We start from the raw sequence: 20,725 nt of genomic DNA, 5'->3' as shown, positions 1-20,725 counted from the left end.
ACGCTGATCATCGTGGACCAGTTCGAGGAGGTCTTCACGCTCTGCCGCGATCCCGGCGAGCGGGCGCGCTTCATCGACCTGCTGGTCGGCGCCGCCGACGGGCATCGGGTGGTGATCGGCGTGCGCGCCGACTTCTACGGTCACTGCCTGGCCGAGCCCCGGCTGCTGGAGGTGCTGCGCCGCGCGCACGTCCCGATCGGGCCGATGCTCGTGGAAGAACTGCGCCAGGCCGTCGTACGGCCGGCCGCCGACGCCGGCTGCCTGGTCGAGGGGGCGCTGGCCGCCCGGATCGTCGCCGACGCCGCCGGCCAGAACGGCGTGCTGCCCCTCGTCTCCCACGTGCTGCTGGAGACCTGGCGCCGGCGCAGAGGGCTCACGCTCACCCTGGCCGCCTACGAGGCCGCCGGTGGCATCGACGGCGCGATCGCCCAGAGCGCCGAGCGTGTCTACACCCAGCTTCCGCCCGACCGGCGCCGGCTGGCCCGCCGGCTGTTCCTGCGCCTGACGGTGCTCGGCGAGGGCGCCCAGGACACCAAACGCCGGGTGCGGCGGCGGCGCCTCGGCGAGGACGCGGCCACGGCCGAGGTGCTGGAGCAGCTGGTCGCCGCCCGCCTGCTGGTGCTCGACCACGACAGCGTCGAGATCGGGCACGAGGCGCTGCTGCGCTCCTGGCCGCGCCTGCGCGACTGGCTGGCCGCCGACCGCGAGGGCCTGCGCACCCACCAGCGGCTGAGCGAGGCGGCCGAGACCTGGCAGTCGCTGGGCCGCGACCCCGGCGCGCTCTACCGGGGCGTCCGGCTGGACGTGGCGCGCGAGTGGGCCGAGCGCCAGGCGCCCGCGCTGAGCCCGCCGGAGGAGGAGTTCCTGGCGGCCAGCCTGGCCGCGCGTGAGCGCGAGGAGCGCCAGGCCCGCCGCCGCGTGCTCGCCGCCCGCTCGCTCATCGCCGTTTTAACCGCCATGGTGGTGATCGCCGGGGCCGCCACCGGGTACGCGCGCAGCCAGCAGGAGGCCGCCACCGGCCAGCGCAACACGGCCCTGTCCCAACGTGTGGCCGAGCGCGCCATCCAGTTGCGTACGGCCAACGCGCCGCTGGCCGCCCAGCTCAGCCTCGCCGCCTTCCGGCTCACCCCGACGCTGGAGGCGCGCGGCAGCCTGCTGAGCGCGTTCACCACTCCGCTCGGCGACCGCCTTGCGCACGAGATGAACACGCTGGCCTTCAGCCCGGACGGCAGGGTCCTGGCGGGCGGCGGCGACGACCGTACGATCCGGCTCTGGCGCGTCCACGACGACGGCCCGCCGGACAAGCTCGCCGAGCTGACGGGGGTGAGCGACGACATCGAGTCGCTGCGCTTCACGCCCGACGGCCGCCTGCTGGTGGCGAGCCTGTATGACGGCACCGTCCAGGTGTGGTGGGCCGCGGCGGCGGGGCCGTCCAAGCCGCTGGCCGCCTTCACCGCCCACACCGGGCCCGTGTACGCCGTCGCGGTGAGCGGCGGCGGCACGATCTTGGCCACGGCGGGCGGCGACGGCCGGTTGCGGCTCTGGGACATCGCGAACGCGAGCGACCCCCGCCTGCTGTCCACGCGCGCCGCGCACCGCTCCACGATGACCGCCCTCGCCTTCCACCCCACGACCGCCACGCTCGTCACCGCCGGGGACGACGGCAACGCCGCCCTCTGGGACGTCGCCGACCCGCGCCGCCCGCGCCTGCTGCGCCGCCTGAGCGGCTACGGGGAGAAGGTCACCGCCGTCGCGTTCAGCCCGGACGGGCGCCTGCTGGCGACGGCGGGCTGGGACCACCGGGTCCGCCTGTGGGAGGTGGCCGAGCCGAGCCGGCCCGTCGTGCTGAGCGGGCACAGCGGGCCGTTGCAGGCGCTCGCGTTCAGCCCGGACGGGCGTCAGCTCGCCAGCGGCGGCTGGGACCACACGATCCGCCTGTGGAACGTCGCCGAGCCGCGCGCCCCCGCCACGGTGCTGACCGCGCACACCGACGTCGTCTGGGCGCTGGCCTACCGGCCCGGCGGCGGCATGCTCGCCTCGGCCGCCTTCGACGGCACCACGCTGCTGACCCGCCTGCCCGGCCCCCTCCTGGGCGGCAACCCGGCGGCGCTGTCGGCGGTGGCCTTCAGTCCCGACGGCCGCACCCTGCTGAGCGGCAGCGAGGACTTCACCGCGGGGTTGTGGGACGTCGCCGACCCCTACCGGCCCGCCCCGCTGCCGCGGCTGCGCGGCCACACCGGCCAGGTCGAGTCGGTCACCTTCCACCCGTCCGGCGCGCTGGCCGCGACCGGCGGTGTCGACGGGGCCGTGCGGCTGTGGCGGGTCGCCGATCGGGGCCGGCCGTCGCCGTCGGCGGTGATCGGCGCCGCCCACGATGGGGGTGTGCGCGTGGTGGCCTTCGCCCCCCGCGGCGACCTGCTGGCCAGCGCGGGTGCGGGCGACCCCGTCGTACGGCTGTGGGACCTGACCGAGCCGGCGCGCCCGCGCGCGGCGGGCTCGGTGCGCGAGGGCGGCAACGGCGGGACGGGTCTGGCCTTCAGCCCCGACGGCCATCTGCTGGCGACGCTGAACGGCGTCGTGATCGTCCTGTGGGACGTGAGCGACCCCCAGCGGCCGGTACGGCTGGCCACCAGCCCCCAGCAGCCGGAGACCATGCAGGCGATCGCCTTCTCGCCCGACGGCCGGATGCTGGCCACCGCCTCCCTGGATCGCACCGCCCGCCTGTGGGACGTGGCCGATCGCGCGGGGATTCGCCCGTTGTCGCAGCTCGTCGGTCATACCGACGCCCTGCAGGGCATCGCCTTCTCGCCCGACGGCCGCACGCTCGCCACCGCCTCGCTCGATCGCACCGTCGGCCTGTGGGACGTGCGCGACCCCCGGCGCCCGCGCCCCGCGGGCACGCTCACCGGGCACACCGACCGTGTCTACGCGGTGGCCTTCAGCCCCGACGGCCGGTACGTGGCCAGCGCGAGCGAGGACCACACCGTGCGGCTGTGGCCGGTCGACCCCGCGACGGCGGCGGCCCGCGTCTGCGCGCGGGCCAGGCCCGCGCTCACCCCGGCCGACTGGAGCCAGGCGTTTCCCGGCCTGCCTTTCCGCCGGACCTGCCCATGATCGCCGCCAGGTTTCCCAAGATTGCGGACACGCGCCGGCCGCGCCCGGCCCCGGGAGGTCAGGATGGGGGCATGGCAACCGAGAAGACCATCGCGTTCGTGCTCTACCCCGGATGTACCATCCTGGACCTGGTCGGCCCGCTGCAGGTGCTGTCCACTCTCGCGGCGATGCGCCCGGAGTTCCGGGTCGTCGTGGCCGGGGAACGGCTGGAGACCTGGGAGACCGACACGCCCTTGCTGGTGCGCGCGGGCCACACCTTCGAGGAGGTGCCCGGCCCCGACGTGATCGTGGTCCCCGGCGGCGGCGCGCCGACCCTGCGCGCGATGGCCGACGAGACCCTGCTCGCCTACGTGCGCGGCGCCACCGGGCTGACGACCTCGGTGTGCACCGGCTCGCTGATCCTGGGCGCGGCGGGGCTGCTCGACGGCCGCCGCGCCACCTCGCACTGGTCGATGCTCGACGTCCTGCCCGAGTTCGGGGCGATCCCGGTCCGTGAGCGCTGGGTGGCCGACGGCCCGGTGCTGACCGCCGCGGGCGTCTCGGCCGGGATCGACATGGCCCTGCACCTGACCGCCGAACTGGCCGGCCTCGACGTCGCGCGGGCCGTGCAGTACGCGCTGGAGTACGATCCGCGCCCGCCGCACGGCAGGCCGGACTGGGAGCGGGCGCCGAAGGAGCTGTACACCGCCGTCACCGAGCAGTGGGTGCGGGAGGGCCTCGGCGACCACCCCCTCGCCGGCCGTCTCAGCGCCCGGCTGAAGACCGTCAGCTGAACGGCTTCGCGGCCCAGACCACCTTTCCGCCCACCATGGTCAGCAGGACGTCGGTCCGGGAGATGTCGTCCGGCGCGACCTTGGTGATGTTCTGGTTCAGGACGATGAGGTCGGCCAGCTTGCCGGTCTCCAGCGAGCCGGTGACCTCGTCCTGGTGCATCTGGTAGGCGCCGTTGATCGTGACGGCCCTGATCGCCTCGCGTCTGGACAGTCCCGGCAGGGCGTTGACCTTCCCGGCGTACTGCGGGAAGTCCTTGCCCCAGTCGGCCTCACGCAGGATCGAGGCCTCCAGCCCGAACCACTGGTCGAACGGGTCCAGGCAGCAGTCGCTGCCCAGCGAGACCTTGCCGCCCGCGCGGGTGATCGGTTTGGTGGGCTCGTACAGGTCGAACCGCGCGCCCAGGTACGGCTTGACCGCGTCGGTCGAGTCGGGCGCCGGTTTGGCCCACTGCAGTCCCATCGACGCGGTCACGTCGAGGGTGCCGAAGCGCCGGTAGTCGGCGGGGTCGACCACCTCGGCGTGCGCGATGGTCTGGTGGGCCCTGATGCCGGGGTTGGCCTTGCGCGCCGCCTCGAAGGCGTCGAGGGCGGTCCTGACCGCGCGGTCGCCGATGGCGTGGATGTGGGACTGGTAGCCGAGCCGCTCCAGTTCGGCGACGACGGGGTTGAGGAGCTTGGCGCCGATGTAGAGCTCGCCGCGGGCCGACTTGTCCTTGCGCGGCTTGCCCTTGGCGTCCAGGTACGGCTTGAGCAGGGCCGCGGTCTGGCCCGGGTACTGCACGATGCCGTCGAGGAGGATCTTGACGCCGTCGACGGAGACCGCGGGCTCGGCCACCAGGCGCGGGCCCTCCTGCTTGCCAGGACGCCAGGCGCGGACCGGCAGGGAGATCTGGCCGGGGCGTTCCAGCTCCTTGCGGATCTTGGCGAGGGCGGCGTACAGCTTCTTGGGTTCACGCAGGTCGCCGATGCGGGTGGAGATGGCGAAGTGGGCGCGGGCGGTCAGGCCGCCGGCCGTACGCAGGTTCTGGAAGGTCGTGACAGTGGCGGCGTCGCTGCCGGGCACGAAGAAGCTGGTGATGCCCTCCTGGCTGAAGTCGCGCATCCGCAGGCCGGCCAGTTCGGCGGCGCGCTCGGGGGAGAGGGGAGGCGGGGGCGGGATGAGCTTGGTGACCAGGCGGGCGGCGGCGTCTTCGAGCAGGCCGTTCGGCTCGCCGTTCTTGTCGTGGTTGATCCGGCCGGCGTCGGGGTCGGGGGTGTTCTTCGTGATTCCGGCCAGGTCGAGGGCCTTCTGGTTGACCAGTGTGGTGTGGCCGGTGACCGCGGCGGAGACGATGATCGGGCGGGTGGTGCCGAGCCCGTCGAGCATCCGCTTGTGCGGGGTGGTCCCGGCGGGGCGCAGGAACTGCATGTAGAGGTTCGTCACGTTCAGGAAGTCGTCCGGCTCCGCGCCCAGTTCCGGATCGGCCAGGCAGGCCTTGACCCGGCCGCGGAACTGCGCGACCGTGAGCGGCTCCGCCTTGAGGTCGCAGGTCTTGCGGTCCTCGCGGGTGATGTCGTGGATGTGTCCCTCGTGCAGGCCGGGCATCACCATGCGGCCCTTGAGGTCGATGACCTTGGTCTTGGTGCCGATGTGACGTCGCGCGCCCGCGTCGCCGCCGACATAGATGATCTTCCCGTTGTCGATCGCCACCGCCTGGGCCACGCTGTCGCGAGCGTCGACCGTGTAGACGAACCCGTGCCTCAGCACCGTGTCCGCGCCCGCCTGCGCGGGAACCACCGCGCCGGCGGCCAGCGGAAGCAGCGCTGCCAGTAACCGCCTCATGGACTCCTCCGATCCTAAACTTGAATCAAATTTAAGTTGGTACGGCTGCGCGTCAAGGGGGAGGATCGACCTCATGTCAGAACTGACCGAACCGAGGGGCAGAACTCAGGAGCGCGGCAGGCTGGCCCGCAGGCGCGTCCTCGAAGCGGCGCTGGAGGTCATCGCCGAGCAGCCGGTCAGTGAGATCCAGGTCCAGCAGATCGCCGAGCGCGCCGGGATGAGCCCGGCGCGGGTCCTGTACTACTTCCAGTCACGCGACCAGATTCTGGCCGAGACGTTCCGGTGGAGCGAGCGCGACCTCGCCGAGCGGCGGGCGAGCGAACTGGCCGCCGTCACCGCCCCGGCCGCGCGGCTGGCCGCCTACATCCGGCTCTACCTGCCCGAGGGCCGCCACGACGCCTCCTGGAAGTTGTGGCTGGAGGCGTGGCTGCGCTCGACCTCGGCCAGCGAGATGAGCAGGACGGCCGACGCGATCGACAGCGGGTGGACCCGCGACCTGACCGCGATCATCGCCGACGGGGTGGCCGACGGCACCTTCCGCGCGGTGCGTGCGGAGGAGTTCCTGCCCGCGTTCAACGCGCTGCTCGACGGGCTGGCCGTGCACGTCCTGATCGGCCGGCTGGGCAAGGCGCAGGCCGTACGGGCGGCGCTGGCGGAGGCCGCCGAGAAACTCGGCGGCCTCGACCCCCGGTAACCGGCCCCGGACCCCGCAAAGCCCGATAGCCGCAGAGCCCGGCTCCCGGGAAAGCTCGGCTCCCGCAAGGCCCGGCTCCGGCAAAGCGCGGTGCCCGGTAGGCGCGGCGCCCGGTCCCGGTGCCCGGAAGGCTCGGCTCCCGGGAAAGCCCTGGGGGCTGCTCGTGGTCAGCGCTCGCGCTTGGCCGGGAGCATCATGGGCAGGCCCGTCAGCGGGTCGGGGAACACCGAGCAGTCCAGGGCGAAGACGTCGGAGATCAGCTGGGCGGTGACGATCTCCGACGGGTTTCCGCAGGCCACGACGCGGCCCTCGTGCATGACCACGAGGTCGGTGGCGTAGCGGATGGCCTGGTTGATGTCGTGCAGCACGGCGACCATCGTGCGGCCGGCGTGCTGCAGGTCGGTGAACAGTTCCATCAGCTCGACCTGGTGGGCCACGTCGAGGTAGGTCGTGGGCTCGTCGAGTAGCATGATCGGGGTCTGCTGGGCCAGCGCCACCGCCACCCACACGCGCTGCTGCTGCCCGCCGGACAGGGCGTTGACCCGCTGGGCGCTCAGGTCGAGGGTGCCGGTGGCGGTGAGGGCGTCGTGGATGGCCCGTTCGTCGGCCTCCGTCCACTGCTGGAAGAGCCCCTGGTGGGGGAAGCGGCCGCGGGCGACCAGGTTGGCGACGGTGATGCCGTCGGGGGCGATCGAGCTCTGCGCCAGCACGCTGATCTCGCGCGCCGCCTCCTTGGGCGCCAGCTTGTGCAGGTCGCGCCCGCCGAGCAGGACCCGGCCCGCGCGCGGGGGCAGCAGCCGGCCGAGCCCGCGCAGGAGCGTGGACTTGCCGCAGCCGTTGGGCCCGATGACGACCGTGAACGAGCCGGGCCTGATCTCCAGGTGGAGCCCGTCGATGATCAGGCCGGAGCCGTAGCCGAGTGACAGGCCCTCGGCGACGAGCGGCGCGGCGCTCCCGCTCACGTCCGGGCCCGTGGGAACGGCGGGGGTCTGCGGTGCGGTGGGTGCCGGGGTGGATTTCGGGTGGGCGATGGTCACAGGCGTCTCGCTTCGCGTACCAGGAGCCAGATCAGGTAGAGGCCGCCCAGGCTGGTGGTGACGACGCCCACCGGAAGCTGGACGGGCAGGAACGCCACCCGCGCGACCGTGTCGCCGAGCAGCAGCAGGAGGGCGCCGGTCAGCCCGGCGCCGATGGGGGACCAGCCGCCGCGGCCGGTCAGCCTGGCGGCGATCTGCGGCGCGACCAGCGCGATGAAGCTGATCGGCCCGGCCACCGCCGTGGCGATCGCGACCAGGCCGACGCCGGCGCCGGTCACGGCCACCTGGGTGTTCCGGGAGCGGACACCGAGGGCGTCGGCGGCGTTCTGGCCGAGTTCGAGTGCGCGGATGCGGGAGCCGTACAGGAGGGCGAGGGCGGAGAAGAGCGCGATGCCGCCGGCGGCGACCGGCAGCGCGTCGGGGGCGACGGAGTTGAGGCTGCCCGCCCCCCAGATCGCGGCCGACATCGCGACCTGGAGCTGCGCCTTGGCCATGATCCAGGTGTTGAGGGCGCTCAGGACGGCGCTGACGCCGATGCCGACCACGATCAGCCGGAATCCGCGGAAGCCGCCCCGGTAGGACAGCGCCAGCACGATCGCGGCCACCGCCAGGCCCGAGGCCAGCGCGCCGAAGGAGATGACGGCGGTGGGGGCGTGGAAGAGGGCGATGAGCACGATGGCGCCGGTGTAGGAGCCGGTGCTGAAGCCGATGACGTCGGGACTGCCCAGCGGGTTGCGGGTGAGCGACTGGAAGAGGGCGCCGCTGACGGCCAGGCCGAAGCCGAGCAGCAGCGCCAGCAGCACCCGGGTCAGGCGCCACTGCTGCACGACGACGGTGTCGGCCCGGGAGGCGCCGCCGTAGAAGGTGGCCAGGACGTCGGGCAGGGACACGAAGATGTCGCCGACGCCCAGCGAGACCAGCGCGGTCACGACGATGACGGCGGCCAGCGCGAGGTTCACCACGAGGGTGCGGCGGTCCAGGCGGGCCGAGAGCAGGCGGGTGCGGAGCGCCCACTCGGGCCGGCCGGTGTCGAGCTTGACGCGCGTGCTCACAGGCCGCTCGCCTCCTTGCGCCGGGCCAGCACGATGAGGAACGGCGCGCCCACGAACGCGGTGACGATTCCGGCGGGCAGTTCGCCCGGCCACAGCAGGAGGCGCCCGGCGACGTCGGCCACGAGCAGGAGCACCGCGCCCAGCACGGCGCTGTAGGCGGCGATCCACCGCTGGTCCACCCCGAACAGCCAGCGTACGACGTGCGGGATCATGAGCCCGGCGAAGCCGATGGGCCCGGCCAGCGCCGTCGTCGCGCCGCAGAGCAGGCTGACGGCGGCGACCACGCCGGTGCGCACCGGGCCGAGCCGTACCCCGAGGGCCTTGGCGGGCCCGTCGCCCAGGGCGACGGCGTTGAGCGAGGGGGCGACGACGAAGGCGATGGCGAGCCCGAGCAGGATCAGGGGCAGGACCTGCGCCACCATGGCCAGCGTGCGGTCGTTGAGCGCGCCGGTGTCCCAGTGGCGCATCAGCGTGAACGCCTTCGGGCGCACGAGCGTGATCGCCCCGGCCAGGCCCTGCAGGACGGCGCCGAAGGCGAGGCCGACCAGCACGAGCGTGACCGGGCCCGCGGTGCGGGCGCGGTTCATGGAGCCGATCAGGTAGACCACGGCGGCGGCGACGGCGGCTCCGGTGAGCGCGGCGCCGATACGGCCGGGCACCCCGGACACGCCGAAGAAGGCGACGGCGATCACGACCGCGAAGCCGGCGCCGGCGTTCACGCCGAGGATCCCGGGGTCGGCCAGGGGGTTGCGGGTGAGCGCCTGGATGAGCGCGCCGGCCACCGCGAGCGCGCCGCCCGCGACCACAGCGAGGACCGTGCGCGGCACCCGCAGCTCGATGACGGTGCGCGCCTCCACCGAGTGGGCCTCGCCGAGCAGCGCGGCCAGGACGGTCTGCGGCGAGATGGCGGCGGAGCCGACCATCAGGCTGAGCAGCACGGCCGCGAACAGGAGCACGACGCAGCCGAGCAGCCAGGCGAAGAGCGGGACGGGCGAGCGCGCGAGGCGCCCGCCGCCCGGCTCAGAGGCCGAGACGCTCAAGCTCGGCCTCGTAGTCGTCGCGCAGGTCCTCCTCGTCGCGGGCGGTGTCCTGCCAGATCGCGTCCAGCCGGCGCTGGTCGTCGGCGGGCAGCGTGCGGAAGCGCTCGGCCCAGGCCTCGCCGTTCGGCGTCCAGTAGCCGATGACCTTGTACCGCTCGGCGGGCAGGCCGCGTTCCTTGCGCAGGTAGCGGCGGACCGCGCGCAGCGTGTCCGTGGCTCCGGCGACCCAGACGTAGCCGCCGTCGAGCGGGCGGGACAGCGGTACGGCGGCGCGGACGGCCTCGTCGAGCCGGCTCGGCCCTGTGCCGTTGCCGCCGTGCAGCCAGGTGATCTCGACGTTGGGCCGCTGCGGCAGGTCGAGTCTGGAGTCGTCGCCGGGGATCTCGGCGATCACCTTGGTGGTGACGTTCGCGGGCACGCCGGTGATCAGGCGGGCCATTGCGGGCAGGCCGGTGAGGTCGCACGCGAGCACCTGCCAGCGCAGATCGGCGGGCGGGTCGTACAGGCCGGTGGGGGAGTTCAGGCCGAGGACGTCGCCCGGCCGCGCGTCCAGGGCCCAGCGGGCGGCGATCCCGCCGTCGTGCACGACGAAGTCGACGTCCAGTTCCCGGGGGCGGACCGCGCGGACGGTGTAGGTCCGCATCGGCGCCTCGGGGGCGCCCTCCGGGGTGCGCCAGTAGTCGCCGTGCGGCTCGGGCAGGGAGACCTCGCGCCGGTCGTCGCCGTGCGGGAAGAACAGGCGTACGTACTCGTCGCCGACGCCCGTGGTCGGGAAGTCCTCGGCCAGGGCCAGCGTGACCCGGATCATCGTGGCGCTCAGGCGGCTGACGGCGTTCACCTCGGCGCGGAAGATACGCATCGCCGCCTCACCCGGCCAGGTTCGGGTTGGCGGTGAGGTCTTTGCGTACCTGCTCCACGAAGGCCTGCTGGCCGCTCGGCGAGCCGTACGCGATCTCCATGTTGTAGGTGTAGATGCGCTTGTTCTTCACAAACGGCAGCGCCCGCCAGGCCGGGCTCTGGCCCAGGGTGCCGAGCATGGTGGCGAGTTCCTTCTTGCCCTCCTCGCCCACGCCGACCGAGACCCAGACGACGTCGATGCCGGCGAGCTTGCCCATCTGCTCGGGGCTGATGCTGAGCTTGTCGTCGTCGCTGAGCGGGGTGCGCTTCAGGCCGAGGTCGTCGAAGGCCTTGCAGGCCACGCCGGCGTAACAGGCGATGTTGCCGTTGCCCTCCCAGTAGCCGAAGGTCGCCACGGTGAGGTCGGAGTTGCCGGCCTTGGCGATGTCGGCCTTGGCCTGGGCGACCTGCTTGTCGTAGGCGCCCTTCCAGGCGTCGTACCGGTCGGTGCGCCCGAGGTCCTGCGCGGTGCGCTTGAAGTGGACCTCCCAGTTCTTGCCGTCGAAGGCGTCGACGGTGTAGGTCGGCGCGATCTGGCCGAGGCGGGGGTGCACCTTGTCGTCGTAGCCGAGGCCGTTGAGGATGAAGTCCGGTTCGGCCTTGAGGGTCTGCTCGTAGTTGTACTCGGGGTAGTTGGCGAACGGCTTGACGCCCTTGAGCGGTTCCTGCGGGAAGTAGTCGGGGAAGGTGGTGAAGCCGCTGTCGCCGCGGATGGGCTGGCTCTTGGCGAGCGGGATGCCGAGCGTGATCAGGATGTCGACGTCGGTGGTGTAGAAGCCGAGGGCGGCCTTCGGCTGTGCGGGCATGGCCACGGCGTGGCCCTTGGGGTCCTTGATCGTGGTGACCGCGGCGGCGGCGGATTCGCCGGAGCCCGATCCGCATCCGGTGGCGAGGAGGGCGAGGACGGCCAGGGGGACGAGACGCTTGTACGGCATGGGGTCTCCGGTGGTGAGACGATATCGCCCCGGGAACTTAGCATAGGCTTACCTAACTTACACCGGACACCCCGCCCTCGATCAAGCTCCCGTGTTCAGGTTAGCCTTGCCTAATCTTTGTCGAGACTTGCGGGAGTGCCAGGTGCAGTCAGGTCGGGACGTCCTCTCGGGGGCGATCAGAGGTCAGCGGAGCAGGCTGATCGCGGGTTCGTTGCTGGGAGCGGGGCATCAGGCGGGCGAAGCCCTGGTGCCGGTGCTCGTCGGACTGGCCATCGACCAGGCCGTGGCGGGGGCGAGCTGGAGCCGCCTGCTGGTGTGGCTGGCCGTCCTGGCCGTGGTCTACGTCGGGTTGTCGTTCAGCTACCGCTTCGGCGCCCGCGCCGGCGAGCGGGCCGCCACCGAGGCGGCACACGACCTGCGCTCGGCCATCGTCGCCCGCGTGCTGCACCCCGGCGGAGGCGCCGACCGGGACCGGCTGCCGGGCGAGCTGACCGGGATCGCCACCGAGGACGCGCGCCGGGTCGGCATGGTGCTGCTGGCGGTCCTGACCGGCGTCGCCGGGTTCACCGGCCTGGCCGTGGCCAGCGTGGTGCTGCTCACCACGTCCGTGCAGCTCGGGCTGATCGTCTTGGTGGGCACGCCGGCGCTGCTGTGGCTGGGCCACCTGCTCAGCAAGCCGCTGGAGCGCCGCAGCGCGGTCGAGCAGGAAAGCGCCGCGCACGCCTCGGGCGTGGCCGCCGACCTGGTGAGCGGGCTGAGGGTGCTGAAAGGCCTCGGGGCCGAGCAGGCCGCGGTCGAGCGCTACCGGCACACCAGCCGGACCTCGCTGGCCGCCACCCTGCGCGCCGCCCGCGCCGAAGCGCTGCAGAACGGCGTCGTGATCGCGCTCACCGGCGCGTTCATCGCGCTGCTCGCCCTGGCCGGCGGCACACTCGCCGCCAACGGCACGATCACCCTGGGACAGCTCGTCTCCGCGGTCGGGCTCGCGCTGTTCCTGCAGGGCCCGTTGTACATGCTCGCCTGGGTCAACGCCGAGCTCGCCCAGGGCCGCGCCTCCGCCACCCGCGTGGCGGCGCTGCTGTCGGCGCCGCCCGCCGTCACGGGCACGGGCACCGAGCTGCCCGCGCAGATCAAGGGCGCGCTCCGGCTGCGCGGTGTCACCCACGGCGGCCTGCGCGAGCTGGACCTGGACATCGTCGCCGGCGAACTGGTCGGCGTGGCCGCCACCGACCCGGCCGCCGCCACCGCCCTGCTGCACTGCCTCGGCCGCCACGGCGACCCCGAATCGGGCACGATCGAGCTCGACGGCGTACCCCTGCGCGAGGTCGACCCCGCCCTGCTGCGCCAGGCGGTGCTCGTCGCCGAGCACGACGCCGTCCTGTTCGAGGGAACCGTCGCCGACAACGGCGGCACCCCGGAGGCCCTGGCCGCCGCCGGCGCGGCCGATGTGCCGCCCGGCACCCCGGTCGGCGAGCGCGGCGGCGCCCTGTCCGGCGGCCAGCGCCAGCGCGTCGCCCTGGCCAGGGCGCTGGACGCCCGTCGCCCCGTCCTCGTCCTGCACGACCCCACCAGCGCCGTCGACGCCGTCACCGAGGCGCAGATCGCCGAATCCGTCCGGCGGCTGCGCCACGGGCAGACCACCGTCGTGGTGACCACCAGCCCCGCCCTGCTGGCCGCCGCCGACCGCGTCCTGCTGCTGGACGGCGGCCGCGTCGCCGACGACGCCTCCCACGCCGACCTGCTGCAGCGCAACGCCGGCTACCGCAAGGCGGTGCTGGCGTGAAGGACCTGCTGCCCACCGCCACCCCGGCCCGCACCCGCGCCGCCGTCCGGGCGATCGTCCGCCCGCACCGCGCCGTCGCCGCCGCGGGCTTCGGCCTGCTCATCGTCGCCACCTCCGTCGGCCTGCTCGTCCAGCCCCTTCTCGGGTACGTCGTGGACCTCGTGGCCGGGCGCCAGCCCGCCACCCTCCTGACCACCCCGGTGGCCCTGCTGGTGCTGGTCGGCGTGGTCCAGGGCCTGCTGACCTCCTGGGGACTCGTCCTGGTGGCCAGGTTCGGCGAGACCGCGCTGGCCGAACTGCGCGAACGTTTCGTCGAACGCGCCCTGGCCCTGCCGCTGGAACGGGTCGAACGGGCCGGCTCCGGTGACCTCACCTCCCGCGTGACCGGCGACGTCGCCCGCGTCGCCGAGGCCGTGCGCTCCGCGCTGCCCGCGCTGGCCCGCTCGCTGCTGTCGATCGTCCTGACCCTGGGGGCGATGGCGCTGCTGGACTGGCGGTTCATGGTCGCCGCCCTGCTGGCCATCCCGGTCCAGCTGCACACCGGCCGCTGGTACGTGCGCAACGCCGTACCCCTTTATGCCGCGCAGCGCGTCGCGACCGGCGAGCAGCAGCAGCAACTCCTCGACACGCTCGCCGGCGCCTCCACCGTGCGGTCGCTGCGCGCCGAGGCCGACCACCTGGCGCGCGTCGACGGCCGCTCGCGCGCCGCGGTGGAGCTGACGATGCGCGGCGTGCACCTGATGCTGCGCTTCTACAGCCGCCTGCACATCGGCGAGTACATCGGGCTGGCCGCGGTGCTGGCCGCGGGCGTGCTGCTGGTGGGCGAGGGCGCGGTCACCGTCGGTACGGCCACCGCCGCCGCCCTGTACTTCCTCAACCTGTTCGGGCCGATCAACACCGCGCTGGCCCTGCTGGACGACGCGCAGGCGGCGACCGCGAGCCTCGCCCGGCTGATCGGCGTGGCCGACGTCGCCGCCGAGGCCCCGAGGCAGGCCCACGGCGAGGGCGTCAGCGTGCGCGGCCTGGGCCACGCCTACGAGCCGGGCCGCCCGGTGCTGCACGGCGTCGACCTGGACATCGAGCCGGGCAGGCGGGTCGCCCTGGTCGGGCCGAGCGGCGCGGGCAAGACCACGCTGGCCAAGATCGTCGCCGGGGTGCACGAGCCGACCACCGGCACGGTACGCGCCCCGGCCGGGATCGCCATGGTCACCCAGGAGGTCCACGTCTTCGCCGGACCCCTCGCCGACGACCTGCGCCTGGCCCGCCCGCACGCCACCGACGACGACCTGCGCGCCGCGCTGGCCACGGTCGAGGCGCTGGAGTGGGCCGAGGCGCTGCCCGACGGCCTGGCGACCGTCGTCGGCCAGGGCGGGCACCGGCTCACCGGGGCCCAGCGCCAGCAGCTCGCCCTGGCCCGCCTGGTCCTGACCGACCCCGCCCTGGCCGTGCTCGACGAGGCCACGGCGGAGGCCGGCAGCACCGGCGCGCGTACCCTGGAGCGGGCCGTCGAGCAGGCGATCGACGGCAGGACCGCGCTCATCGTGGCGCACCGCCTCACCCAGGCCGCCGGCGCCGACCGCGTCGTGGTCATGGACGGCGGGCGGGTCGTGGAGGACGGCTCGCACGACGACCTCAGGCAGGCGGGCGGCCGCTACGCCGGCCACTGGGCCGCGTGGACCCGCCACCACGCCCACGACGGCGATCAGTGATGCCGGCGGGCTTCCTGGTGGCCGCCAGGTAGACGACCGCGGCCGTGAAGACCAGCAGGGCCGTCCAGTCGTTGAGCCGCAGCCCGGCGAGGTGGTAGCTACGGTCGATGCGCAACCACTCGATCCAGGCGCGGCCGGCGGCGTAGGCCGCGGCGTAGAGGGCGAACGTCCGGCCGCGGTCCAGGCGGAAGCGCCGCTCGGCCCAGATGACGAAGCCGGCCACGCCCAGGTTCCACAGCGACTCGTAGAGGAACGCCGGATGGTAGGTGGGCGTGGACTCCAGGCCGGGCGGCCGGTGGGCGGGGTCGATCTCCAGAGCCCAGGGCAGGGTGGTCGGCCCGCCGTACAGCTCCTGGTTGAACCAGTTGCCCCAGCGGGCGATCGCCTGCCCGATCGCGATCCCCGGAGCGAGGGCGTCGGCGAAGTCGCGCAACGGGATGCCGCGCCGGCGGCAGGCCAGCCACACGCCCAGAGCGCCGCCGGCGAGGGCGCCGAAGATGCTGATGCCGCCCTCCCAGATCGCGAAGACCCGCAGCGGATCCCGGCCGGGGCCGAAGTACGGCTGCCAGTCGGTGGCCACGTGGTAGATCCGGGCGCCGACCAGGCCGAACGGCACCGCCCACGTGGCGATGTCGCCCACCGCGCCGGGATCGCCGCCGCGCGCGGCCCAGCGGCGCCGGGTCACCCAGGCGCCGGCGAGGATGGCGAGCACCATCAGGAGGGCGTAGGCGCGGATCGGGATCGGGCCCAGATGCCAGACGGCCTGGGACGGGCTGGGGATGGCTGTCACGCCGTCGAGTCTGGTTCCGGCACGGCCGCGCCCGCATCGAGCGGTACGCCGATTGTGCGATCAGTCGACTGGTTGATGCGCATCCGGCGGACGACTGAATATCGTCGGCGGTGTGGAGTCCTGGGAGCGGTCGCGGCGCCGGTGGCAGCACGCCTTTTTCGTCTCGTGGCTGGTGCTGACCTCCGCGGGACCCGTGATCGAGGGAGGACAGGTCCTCCCGGTGGTGCTGGTGGCCGGGCTGGCCGCCTGGTACGCGGTGTGGTTCGTGCTGCGCACGCCGCACACGGGTGACGTGCCGCTGCCGTACGTGCTGGGCGGCGGGCTGATCTGGCTGGGGCTGTTCGCCGTCGACTCCTCCTTCCTGGTGGTCGGGCTGAGCGTGCTCGCGCCGTACTGCATGGACGCCGTGCGGGTCGGGCTGGTCGCGGTGGTGTCGTGCGCCGGGGGCTGGCTGTGGCACCGCTATCACGCGACCGGGTCGATCACCTGGACCGAGATCGTCATCAGCGCGCTGGTCGCGATCAGCACGGGCGCCGCGGTCGGATACTTCCATTCCGTGGCCCAGCAGAGCGCCGAGCGCAAGCGGCTCATCGACGAGCTGCAGGCGGCGCAGGAGGCGCGGGCGGCGGCGGAACGGCAGGCGGGCGTGGCGGCCGAGCGGCAGCGGCTGGCCAGGGACATCCACGACAGCCTCACCCAGGGGTTCGCCAGCGTGGTGATGTTGCTGGAGGCGGCGCAGGCGACCCTCCCCGACAACAAACACCTCACCCAGGCCTTGCGGGTGACCAGGGAGAACCTCGCGGAGAGCCGCCGCGTGGTGGGGGCGCTGCGGCCCGGCGACCTCGACGAGTGCGGCCTGCCGGAGGCCCTGCGGCGGCTGTCGGCCCGGCTGTGCGACGAGACCGGCGTCCGGGCGCACACCGTGATCACCGGAATGCTCCGGCCGCTGGAGGCCCACGTCCAGGCCGAACTGCTGCGCGTGGCCCAGGAGGCGGTCGCCAACGCACGCCGCCACGCCGGCGCCGGACAGGTCACGCTGACCCTGTCGTACATGGAGGACCTGGTGGTGCTGGACGTCCACGACGACGGCGGCGGGTTCGATCCCGAGCGGGCCGCCTCGGGACACGGCCTGTCGATCATGCGGGAGCGGATGGAGCAGCTCGGCGGCACCCTGCTCGTCGAAAGTGCTCCCGGCGCGGGCGCCACGGTCGTGGCCGGCGTCCCGGTCGCGGTGCTGAGCGGGGCGCGATGACCGTCCGCGTCCTGATCGCCGACGACCACCCGGTGGTACGCGACGGCATCCGGGCCATGCTCGGCACCCAACACGACCTGGAGGTCGTCGGCGAGGCCGTGTCGGGCGCCGACGCGGTACGGCTGGCAGGCGACCTGCGCCCCGACGTGACCCTGATGGATCTGCAGATGCCCGAGATCGACGGCGCGACGGCGATCACCCGGATCCGCGAGCACGACCCCGGCGCCAAGGTGATCGTCCTGACCACCTACGACACCGACAGCGACATCTCGCGCGCCATCGACGCGGGAGCCATCGGCTACCTGCTCAAGGACACCCGCCGCGAGCAGCTGTTCGACGCGATCCGGGCGGCGGCGCGCGGAGAGAGCGCGCTGTCGCCGGCGATCGCCACCCGGGTGCTGTCGTGGGCGCGCGCCGACGCGCCCGGCGCCCTCAGCGGCCGCGAGATCGAGGTCCTGGGCGCCGTCGCCCGGGGGATGAGCAACAAGGCCATCGCCGCCCACCTGTGCATCAGCGAGGCCACGGTCAAGACCCACCTCCTGCACATCTTCGCCAAGCTCGGCGTCGGCGACCGCACCGCCGCCGTGACCGTCGCCGCCTCGCGCGGGATCATCCGCCTCAGCGGCCGGACCTCATGACCGCGTCGATCGCCTCCTCCCGCCGCAGGCCCGCGCCCCGCTCGTAGGCGCTGGCATAGCCGGTACGGCCGAGCCGGTCCGCCAGCCCGGCCACGAGCGCGCCCAGTTCCCGGTCACCGCGGTCGAAGGTGCCCCGGATGACCTCGCTCATCCCGAGCGCGGTGGCCGCGCCCGCCGGATCGCCCTCCAGCGACAGCAGCCGGGCCAGAAGCTCGGCGGCCGGCGCGAGGTCCATGTTCGCCTTCGCCGCCCGGACCGCCGATGGCAGCATCGCGCGCGCCCGCACGGTGTCACCCGCGGTGAGCAGGTTCGCCATTCTGGCGGGCAGCAGCAGGCTCTGGCTCGCCTCGGCGGGCAGCGACCACTCGCGGGCGACCCGCTCCAGCCGGTCGAGTTCCCGATCGGCCCGGCCGGGCTCGCCCCGGCGGCGGTACAACTCCGCCGCGCAGGCGTGAACCTGGATCTCCAGCATCGGCCGGCCCCGGTCCCCGGCCGCCTGCCACGCGGAGTCGAGGTCCTCGCCGGCGCCCTTCAGATCCCCGGCGCGCATCCGCTGCGTGGCGAGCCCGAGCCGGGAGGAGATCTCCTCCTGCCACGCGAAGCCGCCGCTGATCGAGATGCCCCGCTCGAAGTCGGCGACCGCGTCGGCGTGCCGGCCCTCGATCCCGTGGATCTGGGCCGTGCCGTTCAGCATCATCGCGGTCCACCACCGGTCGCCCGCCCGTTCGAACGCGCGCAACGCCCGCGCCGCCGCGCTCGCGCCGCCCGCCCAGTCCCCGCGGGTACGGCCGCGCAGCGCCTCGACCAGGTGGGTGTGCGCGACGGCCCAGTCGTCGGAGCCCTCCCTGACCCGGGCCGTCTCCCGATCGACCAGGTCGTCGAGCCCGGCCATGAAGGCCGCCGTCAGCGTCATCGTCAGCAGCATCGGATAGCGTCGCAGCGCGCCCGTCCTGGCGCAGTCCTCGACCGCGGCCCGCACCTGACCGGCGTCCGCTTCACCGGCCAGCAGGTGGATCGTGGCGAACGCGGCCCTGGCCGCCCGGGGCAGCGCGTCGCCGAACTCCAGCACCCTGGCCACGTAGACGTCGGCCCGGCCGTCATAGCGCTGCAGGTCCCAGTACCAGTACAGCGGGCCGAGGATCCGGGCCGCGGCCTCGGCGTCGCCGTCCTCGATGGCGCTCTGGAGGGCGTAGACGAGGTTGTCGTGCTCGAACTCGAACAACCGCAGCGACTCCGCCTGCCCGTGCGCGCGCAGCAGCGGCTCGTGCCGCCCGGCCAGGCCGGCGTAGTGGTGCGTGAGCCTTCGCCGTACGGCTTCGCGCTCCTCGGCGCAGCGCAGTTCCCCGGCGGCGTAGGCCCGGATGGTCTCCAGCATCCGGTAGCCGTCACCGGCCCGCTCCACGATCGACTTGTCGACCAGCGAGTCCAGCAGATACGCCGCGTCTCCCCCGCACACCGCCTCGATCTGCCCGAGACCGGCCTTGGCCGGAAATATCGACATCCGGCGGGCGAGGGTCCGCTCGTCGTCGGTGAGCAGGTCCCAGCTCCAGTCGATGACCGCGCGCAGCGTGCGCTGCCGCGGCTGCGCCGTCCTGTTGCCGGTGCCGAGCAGCCGGAAACGATCATCCAGGCGGCGGGCGAGCTCGCCGGCGTCCATCGTGCGCAGCCGCGCCGCGGCCAGTTCCAGGGCGAGCGGCAGGCCGTCCAGCCGGCGCACGATGTCCACGACCGGGCCCGCCGTCGCCTCCTCCAGCGCGAAGCCGGGCCGTACCGCGGCCGCCCGATCGAGGAACAGCCGCACCGCGCTCGCCCGCGCGGCGCGGACCGGATCGGCGTGGGCCGGGGGCAGGGCGAGCGGGGCCAGCCGGCACAGCGCCTCACCCATGACCTCCAGCGGTTCGCGGCTCGTGGCCAGGATGGTCAGGTTCGGCAGGCGTTCGAGCAGCTGCCCGGCGAAGCCGGCCACCGCCTCGGAGATCTGCTCGCAGTTGTCCAGCACCAGCACGCCCTCGCCGCCGGACAGCAGGGTGACCGATCGATCCAGCGGCGTGCCCGGCGGCAGCGCCTCCGCCGCGGTCACCGCGCCCAGCACCGCCTCGGGCAGCCCGGCCGGCGTGTCCACCCCGGCCAGGGGGACGAGCCAGACGCGGCCGCGCCGATGGGCCCGATGCCGGCTCACCGCCTCCACCGCCAGCCGGGTCTTGCCCACCCCTCCGGGACCGACGACCGTGACCAGCCGCGAGCCGTCCAGCAGCCCGGCCAGCAGCTTCAGCTCCTCGTCGCGGCCGACGAAGCCGGTCAGCGGTGCCGGCAGCCGGCCCGGCGTCGCCCGCGAGCGGCGCGCCGGTCCGCTCTCGCCGCGCAACACCGCCAGATGCGCCGCGCGCAGCTCCTCGGAGGGGTCGACGCCCAGTTCGTCCGCGAGCGTGCGGCGCACCTCCTCATACAGTGCCAGCGCCTCGAACTGGCGGCCCGCCGCGTGCAAAGCCCGCATGCGCAGGACGGCCAGCCGTTCGCGCAGCGGATACGCCGCGGCCGCCGCCTCCATCTCGGCCAGGACGTCGCCGTGGTTGCCCAGCAGCAGCTCCGCCTCGAACCGGTCCTCGGTGGCCGTGGCACGCAGTTCCTCCAGGCGGGCGGCTGCCGTACCGGCGAAAGGGAGGTCGAGCACGTCGGCCAGCGCGTCGCCCCGCCACAGCGCCAGCGCCGCACCCAGCAGCGCGGCGGCCCTGCCCCCGGCGCCGGCGGCCAGCTCGCCGCGGCCCTGCCTGGCCAGCTCCTCGAACCGGCTGGCGTCGACGTCCTCGGCGCGTACGCGCAGACGGTACCCGCCGGAGGCCAGCTCGACGGCGTCACCGTCGCCCAGCGCCCGCCGCAGCCGGTACACCAGCGCGTGCAGCGCCCTGACGCTCTCGCGCGGCGGGAGATCGCCCCACAACCCGTCGATGAGCGAATCGACCGGCACCACCTCGCCACCCGCCAGCGTCAGCCTGGCCAGCAGCGCCCGCACCCTGGTCCCGCCGACGTCGATCGGCGCCCCGCCGTCGCCGTAGGCCCGGACCGGCCCCAGCACCTCAATCCGCATGGTCACCAGCCTAGGAGGACCCTCGCGTACCGCGACCGCGCTCATCGAGAGAGCCACGGCATAGGGGCGGGCCCGGTGGGGAAGGTGCGGGGAAGGACGCTTGA

15 protein-coding genes are annotated in these 20,725 nt (G+C 74.0%); 7 read left to right on the top strand and 8 right to left on the bottom strand.

The genetic code is table 11. From position 1 onward, the window contains the following. Positions 1–3,114: WD40 repeat domain-containing protein (locus ACFWY5_RS34660; RefSeq protein ID WP_379636929.1), on the top strand; the 3,114-nt coding region annotated here is incomplete at its 5' end. Positions 3,115–3,185: 71 nt separating this feature from the next. Next, positions 3,186–3,887 (top strand): DJ-1/PfpI family protein, encoded by a 702-nt coding sequence (locus ACFWY5_RS34655; RefSeq protein ID WP_379623755.1) that lies wholly within the window; start codon positions 3,186–3,188, stop codon positions 3,885–3,887. Here the strand turns inward: ACFWY5_RS34655 and ACFWY5_RS34650 are convergent. Next, positions 3,880–5,709, bottom strand: a complete 1,830-nt coding sequence (locus tag ACFWY5_RS34650) for an amidohydrolase (RefSeq protein ID WP_379636927.1) — start codon at positions 5,707–5,709, stop codon at positions 3,880–3,882. The two genes, ACFWY5_RS34655 and ACFWY5_RS34650, sit on opposite strands and share 8 nt — an antisense overlap. 73 nt (positions 5,710–5,782) lie before the next feature. Here ACFWY5_RS34650 and ACFWY5_RS34645 point away from each other — a divergent pair, with 73 nt between their 5' ends. After that, entirely contained in the window at positions 5,783–6,403 is a 621-nt protein-coding gene (locus ACFWY5_RS34645; protein ID WP_379636925.1) for a TetR/AcrR family transcriptional regulator, read from the top strand. Positions 6,404–6,570: 167 nt separating this feature from the next. Here ACFWY5_RS34645 and ACFWY5_RS34640 read toward each other — a convergent pair whose 3' ends face one another. Genes ACFWY5_RS34640 through ACFWY5_RS34620 form a run of 5 tightly spaced genes read right to left on the bottom strand, consistent with a single transcriptional unit; the run spans position 6,571 to position 11,364 of the window. Further along, positions 6,571–7,440: an ABC transporter ATP-binding protein gene (locus ACFWY5_RS34640; protein WP_379623761.1), complete on the bottom strand. Its 870-nt coding sequence runs from the start codon at positions 7,438–7,440 to the stop codon at positions 6,571–6,573. Next, positions 7,437–8,492 (bottom strand): FecCD family ABC transporter permease, encoded by a 1,056-nt coding sequence (locus ACFWY5_RS34635; protein WP_379636923.1) that lies wholly within the window; start codon positions 8,490–8,492, stop codon positions 7,437–7,439. The genes ACFWY5_RS34640 and ACFWY5_RS34635 overlap by 4 nt, the downstream gene beginning before the upstream one ends. Next, complete coding sequence (locus ACFWY5_RS34630) at positions 8,489–9,532, bottom strand: iron chelate uptake ABC transporter family permease subunit (protein WP_379623765.1); 1,044 nt, start codon at positions 9,530–9,532, stop codon at positions 8,489–8,491. Before ACFWY5_RS34630 ends, ACFWY5_RS34635 begins: the two co-directional genes overlap by 4 nt. Next, positions 9,513–10,391 carry a siderophore-interacting protein gene (locus ACFWY5_RS34625; protein ID WP_379623767.1) on the bottom strand — a complete coding sequence of 293 codons (879 nt, stop codon included), beginning with the start codon at positions 10,389–10,391 and terminating at the stop codon, positions 9,513–9,515. Before ACFWY5_RS34625 ends, ACFWY5_RS34630 begins: the two co-directional genes overlap by 20 nt. Positions 10,392–10,398: 7 nt before the next feature. Continuing rightward, positions 10,399–11,364, bottom strand: a complete 966-nt coding sequence (locus tag ACFWY5_RS34620; RefSeq protein WP_379636921.1) for an ABC transporter substrate-binding protein — start codon at positions 11,362–11,364, stop codon at positions 10,399–10,401. Positions 11,365–11,506: 142 nt separating this feature from the next. Between ACFWY5_RS34620 and ACFWY5_RS34615 the strand changes: the two genes are divergently transcribed. Then, entirely contained in the window at positions 11,507–13,147 is a 1,641-nt protein-coding gene (locus ACFWY5_RS34615) for an ABC transporter ATP-binding protein (RefSeq protein ID WP_379623771.1), read from the top strand. After that, positions 13,144–14,856 carry an ABC transporter ATP-binding protein gene (locus ACFWY5_RS34610; protein WP_379623773.1) on the top strand — a complete coding sequence of 571 codons (1,713 nt, stop codon included), beginning with the start codon at positions 13,144–13,146 and terminating at the stop codon, positions 14,854–14,856. The genes ACFWY5_RS34615 and ACFWY5_RS34610 overlap by 4 nt, the downstream gene beginning before the upstream one ends. Here ACFWY5_RS34610 and lgt read toward each other — a convergent pair. After that, on the bottom strand, positions 14,780–15,646 hold the full coding sequence (gene lgt, locus ACFWY5_RS34605; RefSeq protein ID WP_379636919.1) for a prolipoprotein diacylglyceryl transferase: 867 nt from the start codon (positions 15,644–15,646) through the stop codon (positions 14,780–14,782). The two genes, ACFWY5_RS34610 and lgt, sit on opposite strands and share 77 nt — an antisense overlap. 112 nt (positions 15,647–15,758) lie before the next feature. On the opposite strand from lgt, the gene ACFWY5_RS34600 reads away from it, so the two are divergent. Beyond that, positions 15,759–16,898 (top strand): sensor histidine kinase, encoded by a 1,140-nt coding sequence (locus tag ACFWY5_RS34600; protein WP_379623777.1) that lies wholly within the window; start codon positions 15,759–15,761, stop codon positions 16,896–16,898. Next, positions 16,895–17,536 carry a response regulator gene (locus ACFWY5_RS34595; RefSeq protein ID WP_379623779.1) on the top strand — a complete coding sequence of 214 codons (642 nt, stop codon included), beginning with the start codon at positions 16,895–16,897 and terminating at the stop codon, positions 17,534–17,536. Before ACFWY5_RS34600 ends, ACFWY5_RS34595 begins: the two co-directional genes overlap by 4 nt. On the opposite strand, the gene ACFWY5_RS34590 is transcribed toward ACFWY5_RS34595, so the two are convergent. Then, positions 17,517–20,621, bottom strand: coding sequence for a BTAD domain-containing putative transcriptional regulator (locus ACFWY5_RS34590; protein WP_379623781.1), 3,105 nt, complete (start codon positions 20,619–20,621; stop codon positions 17,517–17,519). The two genes, ACFWY5_RS34595 and ACFWY5_RS34590, sit on opposite strands and share 20 nt — an antisense overlap. Positions 20,622–20,725: the final 104 nt, after the last annotated feature.

This window comes from Nonomuraea sp. NPDC059007 (assembly GCF_042740555.1).
Taxonomy (GTDB): domain Bacteria; phylum Actinomycetota; class Actinomycetes; order Streptosporangiales; family Streptosporangiaceae; genus Nonomuraea.
Note: the sequence above shows the minus strand (reverse complement) of the source record. Positions and strands in the feature narration are given on the sequence as shown.

Coding starts and splice junctions, on each gene's coding strand:
- ACFWY5_RS34645 (WP_379636925.1), top strand. CDS start 5,783: ATGTCAGAACTGACCGAACCGAGGGGCAGAACTCAGGAGCGCGGCAGG.
- ACFWY5_RS34595 (WP_379623779.1), top strand. CDS start 16,895: ATGACCGTCCGCGTCCTGATCGCCGACGACCACCCGGTGGTACGCGAC.
- ACFWY5_RS34655 (WP_379623755.1), top strand. CDS start 3,186: ATGGCAACCGAGAAGACCATCGCGTTCGTGCTCTACCCCGGATGTACC.
- ACFWY5_RS34650 (WP_379636927.1), bottom strand. CDS start 5,709: ATGAGGCGGTTACTGGCAGCGCTGCTTCCGCTGGCCGCCGGCGCGGTG.
- ACFWY5_RS34625 (WP_379623767.1), bottom strand. CDS start 10,391: ATGCGTATCTTCCGCGCCGAGGTGAACGCCGTCAGCCGCCTGAGCGCC.
- ACFWY5_RS34590 (WP_379623781.1), bottom strand. CDS start 20,621: ATGCGGATTGAGGTGCTGGGGCCGGTCCGGGCCTACGGCGACGGCGGG.
- ACFWY5_RS34620 (WP_379636921.1), bottom strand. CDS start 11,364: ATGCCGTACAAGCGTCTCGTCCCCCTGGCCGTCCTCGCCCTCCTCGCC.